Source organism: Amycolatopsis alba DSM 44262, from assembly GCF_000384215.1.
Lineage (GTDB): Bacteria > Actinomycetota > Actinomycetes > Mycobacteriales > Pseudonocardiaceae > Amycolatopsis > Amycolatopsis alba.
On record NZ_KB913032.1, the window covers coordinates 1,599,414 to 1,619,578 of the forward strand.

Annotated in this window: 17 protein-coding genes; 3 read left to right on the top strand and 14 right to left on the bottom strand. The window is 69.4% G+C overall.

Going from position 1 to position 20,165, the window contains the following annotated elements:
- Positions 1–7: 7 nt before the first annotated feature.
- The 4 genes from AMYAL_RS0107350 to AMYAL_RS0107365 form a co-directional block, all read right to left on the bottom strand.
- Entirely contained in the window at positions 8–868 is an 861-nt protein-coding gene (locus AMYAL_RS0107350) for an NAD(P)-dependent oxidoreductase (RefSeq protein WP_020630664.1), read from the bottom strand.
- Between the two features lie 102 nt (positions 869–970).
- On the bottom strand, positions 971–1,549 hold the full coding sequence (locus AMYAL_RS0107355; protein WP_020630665.1) for a TetR/AcrR family transcriptional regulator: 579 nt from the start codon (positions 1,547–1,549) through the stop codon (positions 971–973).
- A 45-nt stretch (positions 1,550–1,594) separates the two neighbouring features.
- A complete protein-coding gene (locus tag AMYAL_RS0107360) occupies positions 1,595–2,341 on the bottom strand; it encodes a maleate cis-trans isomerase family protein (protein ID WP_020630666.1) in 747 nt (248 codons plus the stop codon).
- Positions 2,342–2,358: 17 nt separating this feature from the next.
- The gene (locus AMYAL_RS0107365) at positions 2,359–6,177 is read right to left on the bottom strand and encodes a non-ribosomal peptide synthetase family protein (protein ID WP_245192821.1); all 3,819 of its coding nucleotides are present in this window, start codon (positions 6,175–6,177) and stop codon (positions 2,359–2,361) included.
- 284 nt (positions 6,178–6,461) lie between these two features.
- Here AMYAL_RS0107365 and AMYAL_RS0107370 point away from each other — a divergent pair, with 284 nt between their 5' ends.
- Positions 6,462–7,328, top strand: a complete 867-nt coding sequence (locus tag AMYAL_RS0107370) for an alpha/beta hydrolase (protein WP_020630668.1) — start codon at positions 6,462–6,464, stop codon at positions 7,326–7,328.
- On the opposite strand, the gene AMYAL_RS0107375 is transcribed toward AMYAL_RS0107370, so the two are convergent.
- The 6 genes from AMYAL_RS0107375 to AMYAL_RS0107400 all read right to left on the bottom strand — a co-directional run bounded on the left by AMYAL_RS0107375 (position 7,297) and on the right by AMYAL_RS0107400 (position 14,421).
- The gene (locus tag AMYAL_RS0107375) at positions 7,297–8,355 is read right to left on the bottom strand and encodes an NAD(P)-binding domain-containing protein (protein WP_020630669.1); all 1,059 of its coding nucleotides are present in this window, start codon (positions 8,353–8,355) and stop codon (positions 7,297–7,299) included. The genes AMYAL_RS0107370 and AMYAL_RS0107375 overlap by 32 nt on opposite strands.
- A 27-nt stretch (positions 8,356–8,382) precedes the next feature.
- A complete protein-coding gene (locus AMYAL_RS0107380) occupies positions 8,383–9,009 on the bottom strand; it encodes an SRPBCC domain-containing protein (RefSeq protein ID WP_020630670.1) in 627 nt (208 codons plus the stop codon).
- Between the two features lie 19 nt (positions 9,010–9,028).
- Positions 9,029–9,883: an FAD binding domain-containing protein gene (locus AMYAL_RS0107385; protein ID WP_020630671.1), complete on the bottom strand. Its 855-nt coding sequence runs from the start codon at positions 9,881–9,883 to the stop codon at positions 9,029–9,031.
- Positions 9,880–12,318, bottom strand: a complete 2,439-nt coding sequence (locus AMYAL_RS0107390) for a xanthine dehydrogenase family protein molybdopterin-binding subunit (protein WP_020630672.1) — start codon at positions 12,316–12,318, stop codon at positions 9,880–9,882. The genes AMYAL_RS0107385 and AMYAL_RS0107390 overlap by 4 nt, the downstream gene beginning before the upstream one ends.
- Complete coding sequence (locus AMYAL_RS0107395; protein WP_020630673.1) at positions 12,318–12,848, bottom strand: (2Fe-2S)-binding protein; 531 nt, start codon at positions 12,846–12,848, stop codon at positions 12,318–12,320. The genes AMYAL_RS0107390 and AMYAL_RS0107395 overlap by 1 nt, the downstream gene beginning before the upstream one ends.
- A 646-nt stretch (positions 12,849–13,494) precedes the next feature.
- Positions 13,495–14,421, bottom strand: a complete 927-nt coding sequence (locus tag AMYAL_RS0107400) for a threonine ammonia-lyase (RefSeq protein WP_039793855.1) — start codon at positions 14,419–14,421, stop codon at positions 13,495–13,497.
- Positions 14,422–14,491: 70 nt separating this feature from the next.
- On the opposite strand from AMYAL_RS0107400, the gene AMYAL_RS0107405 reads away from it, so the two are divergent.
- A complete protein-coding gene (locus AMYAL_RS0107405) occupies positions 14,492–14,971 on the top strand; it encodes an Lrp/AsnC family transcriptional regulator (RefSeq protein ID WP_020630675.1) in 480 nt (159 codons plus the stop codon).
- Here AMYAL_RS0107405 and AMYAL_RS0107410 read toward each other — a convergent pair.
- From AMYAL_RS0107410 to AMYAL_RS0107420, 3 genes are read right to left on the bottom strand one after another with little or no spacing between them, the layout of a single operon-like run.
- Complete coding sequence (locus AMYAL_RS0107410; protein ID WP_020630676.1) at positions 14,949–16,061, bottom strand: XdhC family protein; 1,113 nt, start codon at positions 16,059–16,061, stop codon at positions 14,949–14,951. The genes AMYAL_RS0107405 and AMYAL_RS0107410 overlap by 23 nt on opposite strands.
- Positions 16,054–17,157 (bottom strand): vWA domain-containing protein, encoded by a 1,104-nt coding sequence (locus AMYAL_RS0107415; RefSeq protein WP_020630677.1) that lies wholly within the window; start codon positions 17,155–17,157, stop codon positions 16,054–16,056. The genes AMYAL_RS0107410 and AMYAL_RS0107415 overlap by 8 nt, the downstream gene beginning before the upstream one ends.
- A 21-nt stretch (positions 17,158–17,178) precedes the next feature.
- Complete coding sequence (locus AMYAL_RS0107420; RefSeq protein ID WP_084702101.1) at positions 17,179–18,390, bottom strand: FAD-dependent oxidoreductase; 1,212 nt, start codon at positions 18,388–18,390, stop codon at positions 17,179–17,181.
- 69 nt (positions 18,391–18,459) lie between these two features.
- Here AMYAL_RS0107420 and AMYAL_RS0107425 point away from each other — a divergent pair, with 69 nt between their 5' ends.
- Entirely contained in the window at positions 18,460–19,518 is a 1,059-nt protein-coding gene (locus tag AMYAL_RS0107425; protein WP_245192823.1) for a nucleoside hydrolase, read from the top strand.
- Here the strand turns inward: AMYAL_RS0107425 and AMYAL_RS0107430 are convergent.
- Positions 19,515–20,081, bottom strand: coding sequence for a TetR/AcrR family transcriptional regulator (locus AMYAL_RS0107430; protein WP_020630680.1), 567 nt, complete (start codon positions 20,079–20,081; stop codon positions 19,515–19,517). The genes AMYAL_RS0107425 and AMYAL_RS0107430 overlap by 4 nt on opposite strands.
- Positions 20,082–20,165: the final 84 nt, after the last annotated feature.

Here is a 20,165-nt window from a genome sequence, read left to right on the forward strand (position 1 = left end):
CCCCGCCCTATTTGTCAAAGCTGGCGAAGTAACCGGCCGCCATGTCCTCGTCGCCGTGCCCGGCTTCGGAAGCACGGGCGAAGCGGGCCCGCCCGGCCTCGACGGCGTCCATCCGGACACCCGCGCGAGCCGCGGCGGCGAGCACCAACCGGGCGTCCTTCTCGGCGTTGTCGACCGAGAAGGCGGTGGTGTAGTCGTTCTTGAGGATCGCGGCGGATTTCGCCTGGAAGTAGCCGTTGTCCATCGGGCCGCCGGTGACGACGTCGACGAAGTGCCGAGGGTCGACGCCGAGTCCTTCGGCCAGCGCCAGCGCCTCGCCGACGCCGTGGGTCAGCGCGATCACCCACGTGTTCAGCACCAGTTTGAGCCGGCTCGCCGCGCCGGAGCGGCCGTCTTCGCCGACCCACAGCGTGCGCTTGCCGATCGCGTCGAACACCGGCTGGACGGTCTCGCGCGCCTCGGCCACGCCTGCCGCCAGCACGATCAGCTGACCCTGTTCGGCGGGCTGGCGGGTGCCCTGGACCGGCGCGTCGACGAAGACGAGGCCCTGCTCGTCGGCGTACGCGACCAGGTCTTCGACAGCCTCGCCGACGGTGCTGAGCTGCACCCAGATCGTCCCGGCGGCGGGGGCGGCCGCGCGGATCGCCTCCAGCACCGCCGCGCCGTCCGTGAGGACCGTGATCACGACCCGCGTGCCCTCGGCCGCTTCGGCGGCACTCGCCGCGACCTGGACGCCGTCCCCGGAGAGGGCTTCGGCCTTGGCCGCGGTGCGGTTCCAGGCCCGGACCGCGAACCCGGCCTTACTCAGGTTGCGGGCGACCGGGGCACCGATGATCCCGGTGCCGAGTACCGCGACGGTTTCCGTCATGACTGGCCTTCACTCCTCGTCTTCGATAATGGAATGGTCGTTAAAGAACTAGCGCCAAGAAAACCGGGTCGAACGCTGGGGTCTGTTACGAAACCTGGAACATCAGAACGCCTCGATGGTGGTTTCGACGACTTGGGTGAGTGCCTGCCGGTCGGCCGTCTTGCCGAGTACCCGCAGGCCGTACATCGCGGCGAGGGTGAACCGCGCCAGCGCCCGTGGATCACGGCCCGGCCCGATCTCGCCCGCTTGTCTCGCGGCGGCGAACTCGACCTGGAACGCGTTCTCCACCCGTTCGAAATTGTGGCGGACACGGGCGGTGACCTCGTCGTCGACGCCGCCGAGCTCCAGGGCGGCGTTGACGGCCAGGCAGCCGCGGTGCGTGGCCGAGGTGTCCATCTCGTCGTGGACCACGTCCATCAGCACGCGCCTGATCCGCTCCCGGATGGTTCCGGGGGCGACCAGCATCTCTTCCACCCGCGTGGCGGACGTTTCCTCGTAGCGCCGCAGCGCCTCCTTGAACAGTTGCTGCTTGCTCGAAAACGTGTTGTACAGGCTTCCCCGGCCGAGGCCGGTGCCGTCGACCAGGTCCTGGGCCGACGTCGCCGCGTATCCCTTTTGCCAGAAGGTGCCGACCGCGGCGTCGAGCGCCTCGGTGGGATCGAATCCCTTCGGACGGGGCATGTCACCAGCATCGCACGTTCTGTAATGACCAGTCAAATATCAGCGCTAATGCTCGGCCAGCAGGGAGCCGAAGCCGCGCACGCGGTCGGCGATGCCGTTCCGGCGCAGGGCGTGCCAGTACAGGACGACGTTGTTCGAGAGGACCGGCTTGCCCAGCCAGAACTCGGCGACCGCCGCGAGCCGCGCCATGGCGACGTTGGTGCCGACCTGGACGATGGCCTCGACCTCGGCGCTGTCGATCTCCTTGACCGCGTCCCTGAGCTGGGCCTCCGAGACGTGCGAGATCCTGGCCGGGCTCGGCATGCCGAGCCCGTGGAGGTTCAGCAGGTCGTAGCCGCTGTCGGCGAAGAAGCGGCCCACCGAGTCGTCGCCGACCGGCAGGTACGGCGTGATGACCGCGATCCGGCGGGCGTCCAGCGCCTCGAGCGCGGCGTTGATCGCGTCCGGGCTCATCGTCACCGGACGGCCACCCGCGGCTTCCCGCATCGAATCGAGCACACTGCCATGCGATTCCTTTCCCTCCCAATAGCTTTCCGGTGAGACCCCGACGATCACGCAGTCGGGTCCGCAGCCGGTGACGCTCCGGATCGCCGGATGTGTCGACAGCCGGATGCTGTGCATGACGTGACCGAAACCGGGCTCGTCGAGCATCGGATCGTCGTCGATGACCATCCGGCCGGTGTGGTTGGTGACGCCGTCGGGGCGCAGCGCGTCCAGTTCCGGCTGGGCCGAGGTGTTGGTGGACGGGACGACGACGCCGACCTTGAGGCGGGGACCGAGAGAGTCGGGCACGGTGGTTCCTCCTTAGCTCAGAGGGGTGCGAGCCGGGCGCGGATCGCCGACACCAGTTCCGCGACCCCGTTTTCCTTGAGGACGCTGTAGTGATCGCCTTCGAGCGTGACCACCTCCGGCGGCGTGGCCGAGTACCCGGAGCTGTTCTCGACGAACGAGTAGTCGTCGCCCGCGGCCTTGAACAGGGTCACCCGTGCCGCGATCCGCCGCCGTGCGAGTTCACGGAAGGTGTAGTCGAACTCGTAGGTCTCCTCGACGATCCGGACGACGCGCCGGACGAGCTGTTCGCCGAGGGCGGGCAGCAGCTCCGCCACGAAGGCCACGAAGCCGTCTTCGTCACGGACGGTCTCCTTGCAGGCCAGCGGTTCCGGCCCGGAGATCGACCCGAGGAAGACCGACAGCAGGATCGTCAGGTACGCCGGATTCGTGTAGCTCGCCACCCGCTCCCCGCCGCCCGCGACCTCGGGGTTGCCGGGGCAGATCAGCAGCAGGTCGTCCACCCGCTGTCCCTGCCGCTCCAGCTGCCACGCCGTTTCGAACGCGACCCGCGCGCCGAACGAGTAACCCCACAGCGTGTACGGGCCCTCCGGCTGGACACGCCTGATCTCGGCGACGTCGGCCTTCGCCATCTCCTCGACGGTGGCGTACGGCTTTTCGCCCGCGTTGACGCCGTGGGCCTGCACTCCGTAGAACGGCCGTCCCAGACCGCTTTCCGAAGCCAGCAGCCGCAGATTCATCGGATAGCCGCCGAGTCCCGGCCAGCAGAACACCGGGTCGCCGCCGCCGGTCGCCAGCGGGACCAGCCGCGACGAGGGCCGGGCGGAGTCCTCGCCGATCCGGGCGGCCAGATCGGCCAGCTTCGGGCTTTCGAAGACGACCTGCAACGGCAGCCGGCTGCCGTACTCGCGATTGATCCGGTTCACCAGGGCGACCGCGGTCAGCGAGTTGCCGCCGACGGCGAAGAAGTCGTCCATCGCCGAGACGTCGTCGTACTTCAGCGCCTTGCCCCACACCCCGGCCAGCCACCGCTCGTGGCTCGTCGAAGGCGCGACGTACGGCGCGCCGCTCGTGGCGCGGACGGCGTCGGCCGCCGCCAGCGCGTGCGCGTCGACCTTTCCGTTGGCGGTCAACGGCAACTCGTCCAGCACCAGCACCCGGTTGGGGATCATGTAGTCGGGCAGGGTGGTCGCGAGTTCGTCGCGGATGAGCTCCGCCGGCCCCTTCATGTGCACGGCGTCTTCGCGCATCCCCTCGCTGCGCGTCTGCTCCGGGCTCACCTTTCCGCCGACGAAGAAGTACGACGGACCTGGCGCGACCCCCTGCCCGGCGAGGATGTCGTCGATCCGCCGCGCGGCGGGCAACGGGTTGCCGCTCTTGGAGCTGTAGCCCGAGGACATGAAGCCGAAGCCCAGTCCGTTGCGCTGCAGGTGATGCAGCTTCGCGCCGAGACCGACGTACTCAAGCCATTCGTCGGCGGTGCGGCTGACCGCGGTGACGCCGAAGGCCGCGCGGCCGTACACCTGCTGGTTGATCGCGATCACGTGCTTGGCCTCGATCAGCTTGCCGGAGAGCCGCTCGAAATCCCCGGCCCGCCAGCGGTAGGTGCCGGCGGGCAGGCCCTCGACCCGGTCCGGATGGGCCTGCACGAACAGTTCGATGTCGTCCCAGTGCAGCTCGCCGTCGTCGGCGTGCAGGGCGAACGTGCCGAGGTAGTGGTCTTCGGCCGCGGCACCGACGCGGACGGCCACCGCCGGGTCGAACGCCGACGGGCTGATCGTGAGGCCGTATCCGGGCAGGACGTCCTCGAAGACACCGACCATGTGGCCCGTCTCGAATTCGAGGACCTCGCGGATGTTGTTCTTGTAGACCGGTTCGATGGCCCCGGTACGGCCGATGAAGTGCACCGAATGCCCGCTGCCCGCGCTCTCGCCGAGCAGGACCAGCGTGTGGTCGATCGGGTGGTAGTAGTAGATCCCGGCGCCGAGACCGTCGAGACCGCTGGTCTCCAGATACAACTGCGTCGCGTACAGCGCGCCCGGCGAGGCGTAGGAGTACTTCGGCAGCAGCCGCTCGTCGCTCTGGAACCGGCCGAACCAGCGCAGCAGCTCACCCAGTTCGGCGAACGCGAGCTCACCGGGTTCGCGGGAGTACGTACGGACAGGGCGAGCTGCCAGGAGCGCGACGAGGTCGTCGCGGGTGACGTCGCCGCCCTCGTAGTGACGATAAGTCTTGCGAGCGAAGACTTCTCGCCGCTGACGGGCGGTCTCCCGCTTGCCATCCAGGGTGACGGCCGGACGAGCGGCGAGATCGTCGCGCACGCCCGGATCGGACAACTGCGCCTTGACCTGCAGCTTGCTGGCCTTCGACTGGTGGTGCCCACCGTGGTTGCCCTGATCCATCACCGCGGCTTCACGCGGATTCAGCTCCACGCACGCGACGAGCGACTTCGAGCCGGTCCGCTCGTCGTCGGTCACCACCGCCGCCGCGCGGCGCACCCACGTGTGCTCCTCGATCGCCACCGCGATCTCGTCCAGCTCGACCCGGTAGCCGCGCAGTTTGACCTGGTTGTCGGCGCGGCCGACGAACTGGAGCGTGCCGTCCGGATTCCAGTAGGCGAGGTCGCCGGTGCGGTACAGCCGTTCGGTCGGCACGAACGGGTTCGGCACGAACTTCTCGCTCGTCTGCTCCGGCCGGTTCAGGTAGCCGCGAGCCAGCTGGACACCGCCGATGTACAGCTCGCCCGTCTCCTCGATGTCGACAGGGGCGAGTTCCGCGTCGAGCACGAAGCACTGGGTGTTGTCGGCAGGCACGCCGATCGAGACCGTCCCGGCGCCCTCGCCGATCGTGTCCGGGTCGACGACGTGGGCGGTCGCGTTGATCGTGCATTCGGTCGGCCCGTAGAGGTTGACCAGCCGCGCCGACGGCAGCTCACGGGCGAGTTCCCCGGCCAGCTGACGCGAAAGCGCCTCACCGCCGGAGAACAGTTTCCGCAACGAGGCGCAGGTCCCGAAGCGTTCCGTGTCGAGCAGTGCCTGCAGCAGCGTCGGAACGCACTGCAGGGTGGTGACGCCGTGCCCGGTCACCGTGTCGATCAGCAGTTCGGGGTCCCGGAAACTCCCCGGCGGGCTCATCACCACGCGGGCCCCCGCGGCGGGCGCCAGGATCTCCCATTGCGCGGCGTCGAAACTCATCGGCGTCTTCTGCAGCACCGTGACGCTCGGGTCCAGGTGACCACAAGCCTGCAGCCAGCGCAGCTGGGACACGACGCTGTGCTGCTCGATCATCACGCCCTTCGGCTTGCCGGTGCTGCCCGAGGTGTAGATGACGTAGGCGAGCGAGTCCGGCCGGGGCCCGCGCGGGATCTCGCCGGTCTCGTCGCGCACGTCGGCCACGGACACGATCCGGGTCCCGGCGGGCACCAGCCCGGCCAGCCGCCCGGCCAGGTGCGGTTGTGTGACGACGACACCGGCGCGGCTGTCCTCGAGCATGTACCGCAGCCGCTCTTCCGGGTACTCCGGGGACAACGGCAGATAAGCGGCACCGGACGCGAGAATTCCCCACGCGCCGACCATCAGGTCCGCGGAAGGCTCGACGTGAAGGCCGACGAGATCATTCGTGCCGATCCCCAGACCGGCGAGTTGCGCGGCTAGTCCCGCACTGGCTTCTTCGAGTTCGCGAAAGGTCAATTCACGGTCGCCATCGACGACGGCGACCGCCTCCGGCCGCGTTCTCGACCACTGACCGAGCAGCTCCGGAAGGCAGGTGGCGGAACGGACGCGGTGAAACGACGTGCCGTTGTCGGCGGGCATCATGATCTTTTCCTGTGGCAAAGCCATCCCCCATTACGAATTCCGTGGCCGCGCGCCGTTCCGACGCGCTGCTCGCGAACCACGAAGCAAAGGAGTGACACGGGGCTTCCCGAGATACGGGCGGCGAGGAGAACCGCCCGAAAGTTCTCCGACTGGAATTTCCCTGACAAACGAGGGCGGTGTATTCACCAGGCGGAAAACCGCTTCTCGCATGCCGATAAACGGAATGAGCGCGCCCGGCCGACCATTCTTTTCCGCCCTTTGGGGCCGAGAATCTCTCCGGGTGCACCCGATCCGCCACACTCGAAGGCATGATTCCCACTTTCGTCTTCGTGCACGGTTCGGGAAGTTCGGCACACGCCTGGGCGGCCACCCAGCGGGAGATGGCGTCACGCGGGCATCGGACACTCGCGCTCGACCTCCCCGGCCGGGGCGCGGGATTCACCCGTGCCTATCACGAACAGGACCTCGCGACCTTCGCGGCGGAGCCGTCGGCCATGAGCGGCTTGACCGCGGACGACTTCACCGGGGCGGTCGTCGACGCCGTCCAGCGGGTGCGTCACCACGGCCCGGTCGTCCTGGTCGCGCACAGCTTCGGCGGGCTCCCGGTCACCGCCGCCGCCAACGCGATCCCCGAACTGATCGACCGGGTCGTCTACGTCGCCGCCCAGTGCCCGGTGGAACGCCATCCCGGCGAGTACCCGGCGCTGCCCGCGTGGTCGTCCGCCGCCCTGTTCGCCGCGACGGCGCCGCTCATGATCGGCGACCCGGTGCGCCAGGGCTTCATCCGGGTGAACTGGCGCGGCGCCGATCGCGCGCAGCGGGCCGCGCTGCGGGACGCCATCTCCGGTGAACTCACCGAGGAGGAGTTCCTCCGGGTCGTCGTCACGAGCCAGCCGGACGAGGTGTTCTGGTTTGCCGGGCCCGAGTGGGATCATCGCGCCGACAAGGACTCCTGGGGCCGGATCCCGCACACGTTCGTCAAACTGACCGAGGACCGTTCCATGCCGCTCGCCATCCAGGAGCTCTACATCGCCGAGGGTGACGCGCTCACCCCGGACAACCCGTTCGACGTGCGCGAGCTCAAAAGCAGTCACGCCGGGTTCTTCCGCGAGCCCGCCGAACTCGCCGCGATCCTCGACGACCTCAGCGTCCGAGCAGGCGCCGGATCTCGGTGACGGCCGCGCGGCCCGCCCGGTTCGCGCCGACGGTGCTGGCGGACGGGCCGTAGCCGACCAGGTGCAGGCGCGGTTCGGCGACGACGCGGGTGCCGTCCATCCGGATACCTCCGCCGGACGCGCGAAGGTGCAGCGGCGCGAGATGGTCGACGGCGGCACGGAACCCGGTGGCCCACAGGATGATGTCGGCGGGTTCGAAGGTGCCGTCCGCCCACCGCACACCGTCCGGGGTGAGCCGCTGGAACATCGGGTGGCGGTCGAGGATTCCCGCGTCCAGGCCCGCCCGGACCTCGGGCGTCACGGCCAGGTCGGTCACGCTGACGACGCTTTTCGGCGGCAGGCCCTCCCGGACCCGCCTGTCGACCTTGGCGACGGCTTCACGACCCCAGTCCTCGCTGAACGGCTCTTCGCGCCAAACCGGCGGCCGCCGGGTCACCCAGCGGGTCGAACGCGCGAAGGGCGCGATCTCCAGCAGCAGCTGCACGGCCGACGCGCCGCCGCCGACCACGACCACGCGCTTGCCGCGGAAGTCGCCGGCGCCGGTGTAGTCGGCGGTGTGCAGCTGGCGGCCGCGGAAGGTCTCCTGGCCGGGATAGTACGGCCAGAACGGCCGGTCCCAGGTGCCGGTCGCGCTGATCACCGCACGCGCCGCCCAGGTTTCGGCCGCGCTCGCCACCACCAGCCGTTCGCCCTCGGCGCTCACCGACAGGACGTCGACGGGGCGATGGACGGGGAGGTCGTAGGTGCGCTCGAAGCGGCCGAAGTATTCGGAGACGACGTCGGCGGCGGGCAGTTTCGGATCCGGGGTGCCGAAAGCCATCCCCGGCAGGTCGTAGATGCCGTGGACCTTCTCCACGATCAGCGAGGGCCAGCGGTACTGCCACGCGCCGCCGGGCCGTTTGCCGTGGTCGAGCACGACGAACCCCGCCTCGTTGGCGAATCCCGCGCGGCGCAGGTGATACGCCGCCGACAGACCGGCCTGGCCCGCCCCGATCACCGCCACGTCGACTTCGTGATCCGCCTTCATACCGGGTTCAACAGCGGAGGGGCCACGCTATTTCGCGCGTTGCGTCACAGCCCGCACGATCGCCACGATCAGGAGCACTCCGGCGAGGGCCACCAGCACCGGTGCCACCCGTTTGACCACGGACTCGCCCGCGTACTCCATCAGATCGATGGCCTCGCCCTCCGTGACCGGCTTGACCGCTTTCAACGGCGGCCGTTCCTCCGGCTCGGGAGCGGTGGCGAGCTTGCCGGACAGGCAGTCCGCGAACGAGTCGAGGATCTTGCCGCCGACCTCGGAGATCATCCCGCGGCCGAACTGCGCGGGTTTACCGGTGACCGCCAGCTCCGTGGCGACGGCGCCGTGGGTGAGCCCGTCCTTCTCCGTCAGCGTGAGCGTCACCGTCGCCGACGCCGTACCCGCTCCGCGCGCGTCCTTGCCGGAAGCCTTGATCACCACTCTCCTTGCTTCGGCGTCCTTCTCGACGAAGTGGCCGGCGCCCTTGTAGAGCAGGGAGATCGGCCCGAGCTTGACCTTCACCGTGCCTTTGAAGGCGTCCCCGTCGACCTCGGTGACGGTGGCGCCCGGCATGCACGGCGCCACCCGTTCCGGGTCGACGACGGCCTTCCAGACCTCGCCGACCGGGGCGGGAACGGTGAACTCATGGTCGAGCCGCACGGGCCGACCTCCCTTCTCTCTAGGACCCTGCCGCGGCGAGAACCGCCCGGCCGGTCAGCACGCGCGCGAGGTGCTGCCGGTATTCGACGTCGGAGTTGCCGTCGGCCGTCGGGTTCGTGCCCTCGGCCGCGTGTTCCGCCGCCCCGCGGATCGCCTCGGCGGTGGCCGCGCAGCCGACCAAGGCCGCCTCGACCGCGGTCGCCCGCACCGGTGTCGAGCCCATGTTGGTGAGCGCGACCCGCGCCTCCTCGATGGTGCCCGCCTCGGTGCGGACGCAGGCCGCGACCGCGACCATCGACCACGCCTGCGCGACCCGGTTGAACTTCTCGTAGTGGGCGCGCCAGCCGGTGTGCTTCGGCACCCGGACCTCGACCAGGATCTCGTCCGCGGCGAGCGCGGTGGTGAACATGTCCTGGAAGAAGTCCGCCGCGGCGATCGTCCGCCGCCCGCCTGGCCCGGCGACGACGAGTTCGCAGCCGAGCGCGAGGACCGGAGCCAGCAGGTCACCGGCGGGGTCGGCGTGCGCGATGGCGCCGCCGAACGTGCCGCGATGGCGGATCTGCGGATCGGCCACCGTGTCGGTGGCGGCCTTGAGCAGCGCGGCGTGCTCGGCGACCAGCGTGTCCCGCTGGACGTCGTAATGCGTGGTCATCGAGCCGATGACCAGCGCGTCGCCGTCCTCGCGGACCCCGCGCAGCTCGCCGACTTTCCCAAGGTCGACCAGCGTGGTCGGCGTGGCGAGCCGCATCCGCAGCACCGGCAGCAGGCTTTGCCCGCCGGCCAGCACTTTCGCGTCCTCGCCCGCTTCGGCGAGGGCTGCGACCGCTTCGTCCACTGTGGACGGAGCGACGTAGTCGAACGGGGCCGGGATCACTGCACACCTCCGGTGGCGTCGATCGAACCGAGACCGCCGCCTGCTTCGGAGCCCAGCCCGCCCTCGGCGGACGACCCGTGCCGGACGGCGTGCCAGACCCGCATCGGGGTCAACGGCATTTCGATGTCGTTCACCCCGAAGTGCCGGACGGCGTCGACCACGGCGTTGACCACCGCCGGGGTCGAGGCGATCGTTCCCGCCTCGCCGACTCCCTTGGCGCCCAACGGATTCGTGGTCGACGGGGTCTCGGTGCGGTCGGTGGTGAAATGGGGCAGATCCGCCGCCGACGGCAGGAGATAGTCGGCGAACGTCCCGGTGGTCAGCGTCCCGCCTTCGTCGTGGACGGCTTCTTCGAACAGCGCCTGCGCGATGCCCTGCGCGAGCCCGCCGTGTACCTGGCCCTCGACGATCAGCGGATTGACGACCACGCCGACGTCGTCAACGCAGACGTACGAGCGCAGCTTCACGCGTCCGGTCTCGGTGTCGACCTCGGCCGCGCACAGATGCGTGCCGTGCGGGAAGGAGAAGTTCTCCGGATCGAACGTGTCCGCCGAATCCAGCGAGGGTTCGACGCCGTCCGGCAGGTTGTGCGCCGAGAACACGGCCCACGCGATGTCCTGGATGGACGTCGCGGAATCCGTGCCCTTGACCGAGAACTTGCCCGCCGCGAATTCGAGGTCGTCCTCCGCGCATTCCATCAGATGTGCGGCGATCGGCTTGGCCTTGGCGAGCACCTTGTCCGCCGCGTTGACCACCGCGATCCCGCCGACCACGAGCGACCGGGAGCCGTAGGTGTCCATGCCCTTGTGCGAGGACTGGGTGTCTCCGTGGATGACCTCGATGTCCTCGAACGGGACGCCGAGTTTGTCGGCGACGATCTGGCTCCACGCCGTCTCGTGGCCCTGGCCGTGCGCGGAGGCGCCGGTGATCACCTCGATCTTGCCGGTGGGCAGCACCCGGATCTCGGCGTGTTCCCAGCCGCCCGCCGCGTAGTCCAGCGAGCCGAGCACCCGCGACGGCGCGAGACCGCACATCTCGGTGAACGTCGAGATGCCGATGCCGAGCTGGACCGGGTCACCCGAGTCCCGCCGCTCCTTCTGTTCGCGGCGGAGGCCGTCGTAGTCGAAGAGTTCCTTGGCCTTCTGGGTCGCGGCTTCGTAGTTGCCCGAGTCGTAGGTCAGCCCGGCGACCGTGGTGAACGGGAACTCCTCGTGCTTGATCCAGTTCTTCTCGCGCAGCTCCATCGGGTCCATGCCCAGTTCGACGGCGAGTTCGTCCATGATCCGTTCGATCCCGAACGTGGCCTCCGGCCGCCCGGCGCCGCGATAGGCGTCGGTGAGCGTGGTGTTGGTGAACACGTTGGTGCAGGCGAAGTGATACGCCGGGAACTTGTAGATCGCGTTGAACATGAACGCGCCGAGGATCGGCACACCGGGGCCGACGAGACCGAGGTACGCGCCCATGTCGGCGAGCAGTTCGACCTTGAGGCCGGTCACCGTGCCGTCGCGGTTCGCGGTGATGGTGAGGTCCTGGATCTGGTCGCGGCCGTGGTGCGCGGCGACCATCGTCTCCGAACGGAACTCGGTCCACTTGACCGGTTTGCCGAGCCGCTGGGCGATCAGCGTCGCCATCATCTCTTCGGGCAGGACGGCGATCTTGCCGCCGAAACCGCCGCCGACGTCCGGCGCGATCACCCGCACCTTGTGCTCGGGCAGGCCGAGCGTGGCCGCGGTCATCGTCTTGAGGATGTGCGGGACCTGAGTGGCCGACCACATGACCAGCTGGCTGCCTGTCGGGTCGACGACGCACGCCCGCGGCTCCATGAACGCCGGGACCAGCCGCTGCTGACGGAACCGCCGCTTGAGCACGACCTCGGCGTTCGCGATCGCGTCCTCGACGTCGGAACCCGTGCCCGCCGCGGCGGAGTCGAAGACCCACACGGCGTTCTCGTTGGTCCCGAGATCTTCGTGCACCAGCGGCGCGCCCTCGGCGAGCGCGTTCTCGAGACCGAGCACGACCGGCAGTTCGTCGTAGTCGACGTCGATCGCTTCGAGCGCGTCATGCGCTTCGGCCGAGGTCCGGGCCACGACCACCGCGACGCCCTCGCCGGCGAAGTTCACCGTGTCCGAGGCGAGGATGGGCCTGCGCGGCGATTTCATGTCCGGGGTGATCGGCCACGCGCACGGCATGCCGATGGCGCTTTCCGGGTCGAGGTCCTTCCCGGTGAACACCGCGACCACTCCTGGCGCGGACTTCGCCTCGCCGACGTCGATCGAGACGATCTTGGCGTGCGCGAACGGACTGCGGAGCACTGCGAGATGCAGCATGCCGGGGAGGGTCAGGTTGTCGGTCCAGCGGGTCCTGCCGGTGATGAGGCGCTCGTCCTCCTTGCGGCGGCGGGCCTTCCCGACCTCCGGCTCGATCGTGGAGGTCATCACTCACCACCCGCGCCGACACGGGAAGCGGTGTCCGAGGCGAGCCGCTCGGCTTCGGGACCGGCGCCGGGCCGCATCTGATGGGCGGCGTCACGCACCGCGCGGACGATGTTCTGGTAACCCGTGCAGCGGCACAGGTTCCCTTCGAGTCCTTCTCGGACGGCTTTTTCGTCCGGATCGGGATTGTCGGCGAGGAGGTCGATCGACTGCATGATCATGCCGGGAGTGCAGAAACCGCACTGGAGCGCGTGATTCTCGTGGAAGGCCTTCTGCACCGGATGCAGTTCGCCGTCACGGGCCAGTCCTTCGACAGTGGTGACCTCGCAGCCGTCGGCCTGGACCGCGAGGACCGAACAGGATTTCACGCTGTGCCCGTCGAGGTGGACGGTGCAGGCCCCGCAGTTGCTGGTGTCGCAACCGACCACGGTGCCTACCTTCCCGACCCGTTCGCGCAGATGGTGCACGAGCAGGGTCCGGGGTTCGACGTCGTCTGTGTAGCTGGTGCCGTCGACGGTGACGGTGATGCGCATCAGGCCTCCAAAAGCAAGAGAAACCCCGCGCTGGTCCGGGGTCGTTCGGGAGCGGCCGGTTCATTCGGTTGTCACGCACCGACCCCGGAGCGACCGTGATCGGACTCACAGCCGAGCGTGCTACTTCTACTCGGCGGGGACAACCCCCGACAGGGGTGACTCGACCGCGAGTCCGCAGATGCGTTGCCAGCGACGGGAAAGGGGCGCAGATGCGGAAGAGGGCGAGTGTCCATTCGATACTGGTCGCGTCGGGCGGGTTCGCGTGACCGGATGGACGGCACGTGTGATCAGACGGACGACACGCGTGACCGGAGGGACGACACACGACGCAGCCGGGTGCCGCCGCGTGTCGTCCGGGTGACCGCTGCCGCCGGGCAGATGGCCCCGCCGGGGGCGTTGCGAAAGCCACTTTCGCAACCTTCAACGTTGCGAAAGTGGCTTTCGCAACACCCAGCTCCCGGAGGCATTCACCTGCCTACTCACGACCCAGCGCTCCGGCAGCACCCAGCGACGCGAAAGCCCGTGTCGCGAAAGCCACTTTCGAGACATCAGACGTCCCGAAAGTGGCTTTCGCGACACCCGGAACCGGCAGCCACGCGAGCGGGCGAGCACGCCACGTTCGCCTTACCTCTCAAGAGAACGACACTTACCACTCACGAGGCAGCTCGGCGTTCGCGCCCGTGATCACGGTGGCGACCCGGTCCCCCGGAAGATCGTGCACGGTCAGCGCGGCCAGACCGGCGGCGCCCGCGGGTTCCGGGAGGACGCCGAGGGTTTCCGCGCCCAGCCGCATGGCCGCGCGGAGATCGTCGTCGCCGACCAGCACGAAGTCGTCGACCAGCGACCCCAGCCGCCGCACGGATTCCGGCTCCGGCGACGTGATCGTGATACCGGCCGCGAACGAGCCGGTCCGGTCGACGGTGATCGGCTCCCCCGCCCGCCAGCTCGTCATCATCGCCCGCGCGGATTCGCTCCCGACGCCGACGATCCGGACGTCCGGGGAATGCGCCTTGAGCCAGAGCGCGACCCCGGCGATCAGCGCGCCGTCGCCGACCGGGAGGACCACCATGTCGATCCCGCTTTCCCGAGCCAGTTCCAGGCCGATCGTGCCCGCCCCCTCGGAGATCGCGGGCTCCCGGCCGTCGACGACGAAGACGCGGTCCGGGGCTTCGGCGGCGAAGGCGGCCGCGGCGACCTTCACCTCGCCGTCGACCCGGCGCGCCCGCGCGCCCAGTGCCTTGATCCGGCGCAGTTTGACCGGGGAGACGGTGGCGGGGACGAAGACCTCCGCCCGCAGGCCGTGCTTCCGGGCGGCGAACGCGACGGCCTGCCCGAAGTTGCCGCTGGTGCCGCACACCATCGTCGTACCCGGCTCCAGCCCGGCGGCGAAGTAGTCCGCGCCGCGGCCTTTGAAGCTGCGCAACGGATTCAGCGTCTCGACCTTCACCAGGACACGCCGCCCGAGCCGGTCGTTCAGCTGTCCGTCTTCGTACTGCGGGGAGTCCAGGAACACGGGATCGATCACCTTCGCCGCCTCGGCGACGTGGTCCAGTTGCAGGTCGATGTCGGTCATGACGCCCAAGCTAGGCCGGAAGACGATCACGCCGATTGTAAATTTTCCCGCCCGCGTGCAATATTCTTGCGTGACCTTGGACGAGATCGACCACCTGCTGCTCGACCTGGTCCAGGCCGACGCGGCCCGCCCGCTGCACGACCTGGGTGACGCCGTCGGCCTCTCCCCGAGCGCCGTCCAGCGGCGGCTGACCCGGCTGCGCGCCTCGGGCGTGATCCGCGCCGAGGTCGCCGTGCTCGATCCGGAGGCGCTGGGCGCCGGGATGACGTCGGTCGTCCTGGTCGCGCTGACCGACGACGACGTGAAGCACCACACCGCGTTCCGCGAGCGCATGCTGGCCGAACCGCGGGTCCAGCACTGCTACAGCATCGTCGGGCAGTGGGACTACGTCGTCGTCCTGCTCACCGCGGATCTCAAGGCGAGCCGGTACCTGGCCAGGGAACTGTTCGAGGAGCACGTCAAACGGTTCGAGACCTTGCCAGCCTTCGAGGTGGTCAAGTCCAGCCAGGCCGTCCCGGTGCCCGGTGTCAGCCGTGGATCCGGCCGGTGAGTTCGGCGAGCCGTGATCCGGAACCGCTCCACCGCAGCGCGATGATCTCCGCCGCGATCGACACCGCGGTCTCCTCCGGGGTTCGCGCGCCGAGGTCGAGGCCGATCGGCGAGGACAGCCGTTCGAGCTCCGCCTCGGTGACCCCGGCCTCGCGCAGCCGCGAGAATCGGTCATCGTGCGTCTTGCGCGAACCCATCGCGCCGACGTAACCGACGTCGAGGCGCAACGCGACTTTCAGCAGCGGCACGTCGAACTTCGGATCGTGGGTGAGCACGGCGATCGCGGTGCGGCGGTCGATCCGGCCCGCGTCGGCCTCGGCCTTCAGGTAGCGATGCGGCCAGTCGACGACGACTTCGTGCGCGTCGGGGAAGCGGCTCTTCGTCGCGAACACGGGCCGCGCGTCGCAGACGGTGACCTGGTAGCCGAGGTACGCGCCCATCTTGGCCATCGCGGCCGCGAAGTCGATCGCGCCGAAGACCAGCAGGCGCGCGGGCGGTTCGAAGGAGTTGACGAAGACCGTCATGCCCTCGCCGCGACGCTGCCCGTCCGGCCCGTAGTGCAGGGTGCCCGTGCGGCCGGCGACGAGCATGCCGCGCGCGTCGTCCACGACGGCGTCGTCCATCCGCGACGAACCGAGCGAACCGGCGACCCGGTCCGGCCAGACGATCAGATGCTCGCCGACCAGGCCCTCCTGTTCGTGCTCGATCACCGTGACCACGGCGACCGGCTCTCCACTGTGGACCGATTCGACGACGTCGCCGAGTTCCGGCATCGAGTCGCGGTCGACGTGCTGGACGTAGATGTCGATGATCCCGCCGCAGGTCAGCCCGACGGCGAACGCGTCGTCGTCGCTGACGCCGTAGCGCTGCAGCACGGGCGCGCGATCGGCGACCACCTGCTGCGCGAGTTCGTAGACAGCGCCCTCGACGCAGCCGCCGGAGACGCTTCCGGTGACCGTGCCGTCCGGGGCGACGAGCATCGCCGCGCCGGGGCTCCGGGGCGCCGACGAGAACGTCGCCACCACCGTGCCGACCCCCACCGTATCGCCTGCCGCCCAGCGGCGGTGCAGTTCGTCCAGTACGTCACGCATCGGCGATCTCCACCAGCAGTCGTTCCAATGTGGCCATGCTGTGCCCGGCGAGCAGCCGATCGAGGTACGGGAGCGCGGCCACGATGCCGGACTGCACGGGAGCGTAACCTGCCCGCCCCGCGTGCGGATTCACCCAGAATACGACGTGCGCGAGCCGTCGCAGCCTGGCGAGCTGTTCGCCGAGCAGACCGGGGTCGCCCCGTTCCCAGCCGTCGGAGAACACGGTGACCACGGACCGCCTGGCCACGCCGCGTTGTCCCCAGCGGTCGAGGAAGGCCCGCAAGGTCTCGCCGAGCCGGGTCCCGCCCGCGAAATCCGGGACCGCGGCGGCCGCGGCGAGCATCGCGTGCTCGGGATCGCGGAGCCGGAGCTGGCGGGACACCCTGGTGAGCCGGGTACCCAAGGTGAACACTTCGACACGGCCCGGAGCACGCCGGGCGACGACGTGCGCGAACCGCAGCAAGGCGTCGGCGTACGGCCCCATCGAGCCGGACACGTCGATCAGGAAGACGAGACGACGGGGTTTGGTGCCCTTTCGCTGATAAGCCAGGTGCACAGGCTCGCCGCCGCCCGCGAGCATCGCCCGGAGCGTGCGCGACGGGTCGAGAGTGCCCCGCCGGGCGGCGCGGCGGCGCGGTGACGACCGCGGCGGAAGGGCCGGGCGCAGCTTCGCGAGCAGTTCCCGCAGATGAGCGCGTTCGGCCACGCTCAGCTCGGCGAGATCTCGGTGACGCAGGAGCTCGTCCTCACTCGCCGCCACGCGGAGCTGGTCCGGCTCCGCGCCGGACTCGCCCTGGCCCGGTGCTTGCGCGAGCGCGGCGATCTTCACGCGCTTCGGTGGCGTCGCCCGCGCTCGGCGTCGTGGTCCGGCTTTCTTTTCGGTGAACCAGCTGTCGAAAGCGGCGTCGTAACGAGGGAGGTCGTCGGGGTCGGCGCACAGCGTCAGCCGTCCGGCCCAGTAGAGCTGCTCGGGATCGGCGAGATCGACCTCGCCGACGGCCGCGAGGTACGCCTGGACCCGGTGCGCGTCGCACGGCAAACCGGCTTCGCGCAAGGCCTCCGCGAAGCCGACGAATCCCGCCAGTGGATCGCTCACCCCTCCATTGTGCCCACGAGGTCAGCGGCGCGCGAAGGCCGGAGTTTTCTCGCGAAGAGGGCCGATTCCGCCCAGGACCGCCGCGATGGCGGTGAGCTGCGGAAAGCGATCGGAAGCCCGGAGCGGCAGCGGGACGGTCCGCTCGTTCAGAGTCCCGTCGAGGGCGGGCTCGATGAGCATCTTGTGCTCCGCCAACTGCTGCTTCTGGAGGAGCGAAACGACCGCGGCGCGCCGTCGCTGCACGCGGGCGAGGTCTCGCGCGGTCAGTGTGCCGCGCCGCAGCGGGGCGGCGAGGATCCGCGCGGCCGCCACGGCGTCCTGGACCGCGATGTTGACACCTATCCCGCCGGCCGGCGACATCGCGTGCGCGGCGTCACCGATGCAGAGCACCCGCCGGGAGTACCAGTGCCGGAGCTTGGACATCCGGACCTTCAGCAGTTTGACGTCGTCCCAATCGCGGATCGCGGCGAGTTCGCCCGCTCCCCAGCCGAACAGGCCGCCGATCCGTTCGCGGAACTTCTCGATCCCCTCCGCACGCAGCGCCTCGTCCTGCCCCTTCCTGATCAGGTACGACGTCTGGTAGTAGTCGCCGCGGTCCATCGTCATACCGGCGAGGCCGTTCGCGAAACGGCCGAACACCTGGGCCTCTTTGCCGGTGTCTTCGAGTTTGGGGACCCGGACCCACCAGACGTCCATCGGCACGTCGTACTCCCGCGGCACGAGTCCCGCTTCCGCGCGGATCAGCGAATCGCGGCCGTCGCAGCCGACCACGAGCGTCGCGGCCAGTTCCCGCTCGGCGCCGTCCGGATCGCGATAGCGCACGCCGCCGCCCTCGCGCAGGCCGGTCACCTCCGCCCCCATCTTCAGCGTGAACGTCGGTTCCCCGGCCGCGGCTTCGGCGAGCAGATTCAGGAAGTCCCATTGCGGGACCATCGCGATGTACTTGTGCGGCCCTGGAATCCGGCTGAAGTCGGCGGCGACGATCGTCGCGTCGCCGAACATCATCCGCATCTTCTCCAGCCGTTTCGACGGCAGTTCCGCGAACCGGTCACCGAGCCCGAGTTCGTCGAGCAGCATCAGCGTCGGGGGATGCACCGTGTCGCCGCGGAAATCCCGGAAGAAGTCCTTGTGCTTCTCGAGAACGGTGACCTCGACCCCGGCTCGTGCCAACAGGAGCCCGAGCACCATCCCCGCCGGACCGCCCCCCACCACACAACACTGTGTACGTTCCATAGTCGAGTTGTAGCGCGCCGGATGGGCCGTCGCCACGTATCCGGTTCAGAAGAGGACCTAGGTCCTGGCGTGGATTCTCGCTACGGTGACGCCATGTTCCCGCCCCGTGCCGTGCTCGCCGTCCTGCTCGCCTGTGTCGTCGGCGCGTCCGCCGCCCCCGCCGCCTCGGCGGCCCCAGCTTCTTCGCCGGTCCCGGTCGTGTACGACGGCGACTCCGACTTCGCCGACATCGCGACGCTCGCGTATCTCTGCCAGGCGCACAAACAACACCGTATCGACCTTCGCGCGGTCACCGTCACCAACAACGGCGCAGGGATTCCCGGACGGGCGCTGACCCACGTGCGGACGACGCTCGGGAAATGCGGCCTCTCCGGCATTCCGGTCGCCGACGGTTCCGACACCGGCGTGAACCCGATGCCCGCGGACAGCCGCGCCTGGACCGAAAGCATCCTCAACGGCGCGCTCGGCGACGCGGGCGTCCCTGATCGTCCGTCACGGATCCGGGCGTCGACGCTCCTCGCCGCGACGGTGCTGAAGTCCGCCCGGCCGGTCGTCGTGATCGCGACCGGCCCGCTCACGAATGTCGCGAAGGCCATGGAGGTTCCCGGTGTGGCACAGCGGATTTCGCGGCTTTCGGTGATGGGCGGCGCTTTCGACGTCCCCGGCAACGTGTTCGGCCCGGACGCGGCGAAGTTCGACGGGACCCAGGAAGTCAACATGTGGCTCGACCCCGCTTCGGCGGGCAAGGTCTTCGCCGGGCTCCGCCGCGTCGACATCGTTCCGCTGGACGCCACGAACGACGTCCCGATCACACCGTCCTATGTGGAGCGACTGGGCCGGGAAGGCCGGACCGCGGAAGCGAAACTGGTGCACGCGATCGTCACGCAGCCTGATCTCGCACCCTACGTCCAGGACGGGTCGGCGTTCTGGTGGGACACGCTCACCTCGTCCGAGGTGCTCGACGCCGTGAGCCCCGTGAAGCTGCGGCGGGCGAAGGTCGACGTGCGACAGGACGGCGCCGCGGCGGGCCGTACTTACGTGACACCGAAGGGAACTTCGCAGTACGTCGGCTACGACGCGGACCCCGTCGCGTGGGAGAACGGGTACCTGAAGATGCTCAACGGCTAGGATTTCAGGCCCGCGATGAGCACCCCGACCATCTTGCGCGCGTTGTAGCGGGGATCGGTTTCGGCGCCGATGCAGAGGTTCCCGACCCCGCGCATGACTTCGATCGCCTGCAGGTCGGAGCGGATCTCGCCGGCCTCCGCCGCCGCGTCGAGCAACCGGGCGCAGACGGGCAGGAGGGTGTCGAGGAAGTAGGCGTGCAGCGTCTCGAACCCGGCGTTGTCCGACTGCAGCACCGCCGCGAGGCCATGTTTGGTGACCAGGAAATCGACGAAGAGGTCGATCCAGCGGCGTAGAGCCTCGTATGGCGAAGCGCTCGACGCCAGCAGTTCCGGCCCGGCTTCGGCGCAGGCGTCGACCTGGTGCCGGTAGACGGCGATGATGAGATCTGCCCTGGTCGGGAAATGCCGGTAGATCGTGCCCATCCCGACCCCCGCCTCGGCCGCGATGTCGCGGACCGGTGCCTCCACGCCCGAAGTGACGAAGACGGCGGCGGCCGCGTCGAGCAGGGTCTTCTCGTTGCGCCGGGCGTCCGCACGTTTGGCCTTGGTGCCCTCTTCGCCCATCACGCCACTCCTTCTTCGCTACCGGTTGCCAAACGGAACAGTGCTCCGTATCGTTAGCGGAGCAACGTTCCGCTTGCTCATCTT

What these genes read in the sequence shown, in the direction of transcription:
- AMYAL_RS0107350 (WP_020630664.1), bottom strand. Translation starts at nt 868, where the DNA reads ATGACGGAAACCGTCGCGGTACTCGGCACCGGGATCATCGGTGCCCCG.
- AMYAL_RS0107390 (WP_020630672.1), bottom strand. Translation starts at nt 12,318, where the DNA reads ATGACCTCCACGATCGAGCCGGAGGTCGGGAAGGCCCGCCGCCGCAAG.
- AMYAL_RS0107370 (WP_020630668.1), top strand. Translation starts at nt 6,462, where the DNA reads ATGATTCCCACTTTCGTCTTCGTGCACGGTTCGGGAAGTTCGGCACAC.
- AMYAL_RS0107410 (WP_020630676.1), bottom strand. Translation starts at nt 16,061, where the DNA reads ATGCGTGACGTACTGGACGAACTGCACCGCCGCTGGGCGGCAGGCGAT.
- AMYAL_RS0107365 (WP_245192821.1), bottom strand. Translation starts at nt 6,177, where the DNA reads ATGGCTTTGCCACAGGAAAAGATCATGATGCCCGCCGACAACGGCACG.
- AMYAL_RS0107430 (WP_020630680.1), bottom strand. Translation starts at nt 20,081, where the DNA reads ATGGGCGAAGAGGGCACCAAGGCCAAACGTGCGGACGCCCGGCGCAAC.
- AMYAL_RS0107420 (WP_084702101.1), bottom strand. Translation starts at nt 18,390, where the DNA reads ATGGAACGTACACAGTGTTGTGTGGTGGGGGGCGGTCCGGCGGGGATG.
- AMYAL_RS0107355 (WP_020630665.1), bottom strand. Translation starts at nt 1,549, where the DNA reads ATGCCCCGTCCGAAGGGATTCGATCCCACCGAGGCGCTCGACGCCGCG.
- AMYAL_RS0107400 (WP_039793855.1), bottom strand. Translation starts at nt 14,421, where the DNA reads ATGACCGACATCGACCTGCAACTGGACCACGTCGCCGAGGCGGCGAAG.
- AMYAL_RS0107395 (WP_020630673.1), bottom strand. Translation starts at nt 12,848, where the DNA reads ATGCGCATCACCGTCACCGTCGACGGCACCAGCTACACAGACGACGTC.
- AMYAL_RS0107375 (WP_020630669.1), bottom strand. Translation starts at nt 8,355, where the DNA reads ATGAAGGCGGATCACGAAGTCGACGTGGCGGTGATCGGGGCGGGCCAG.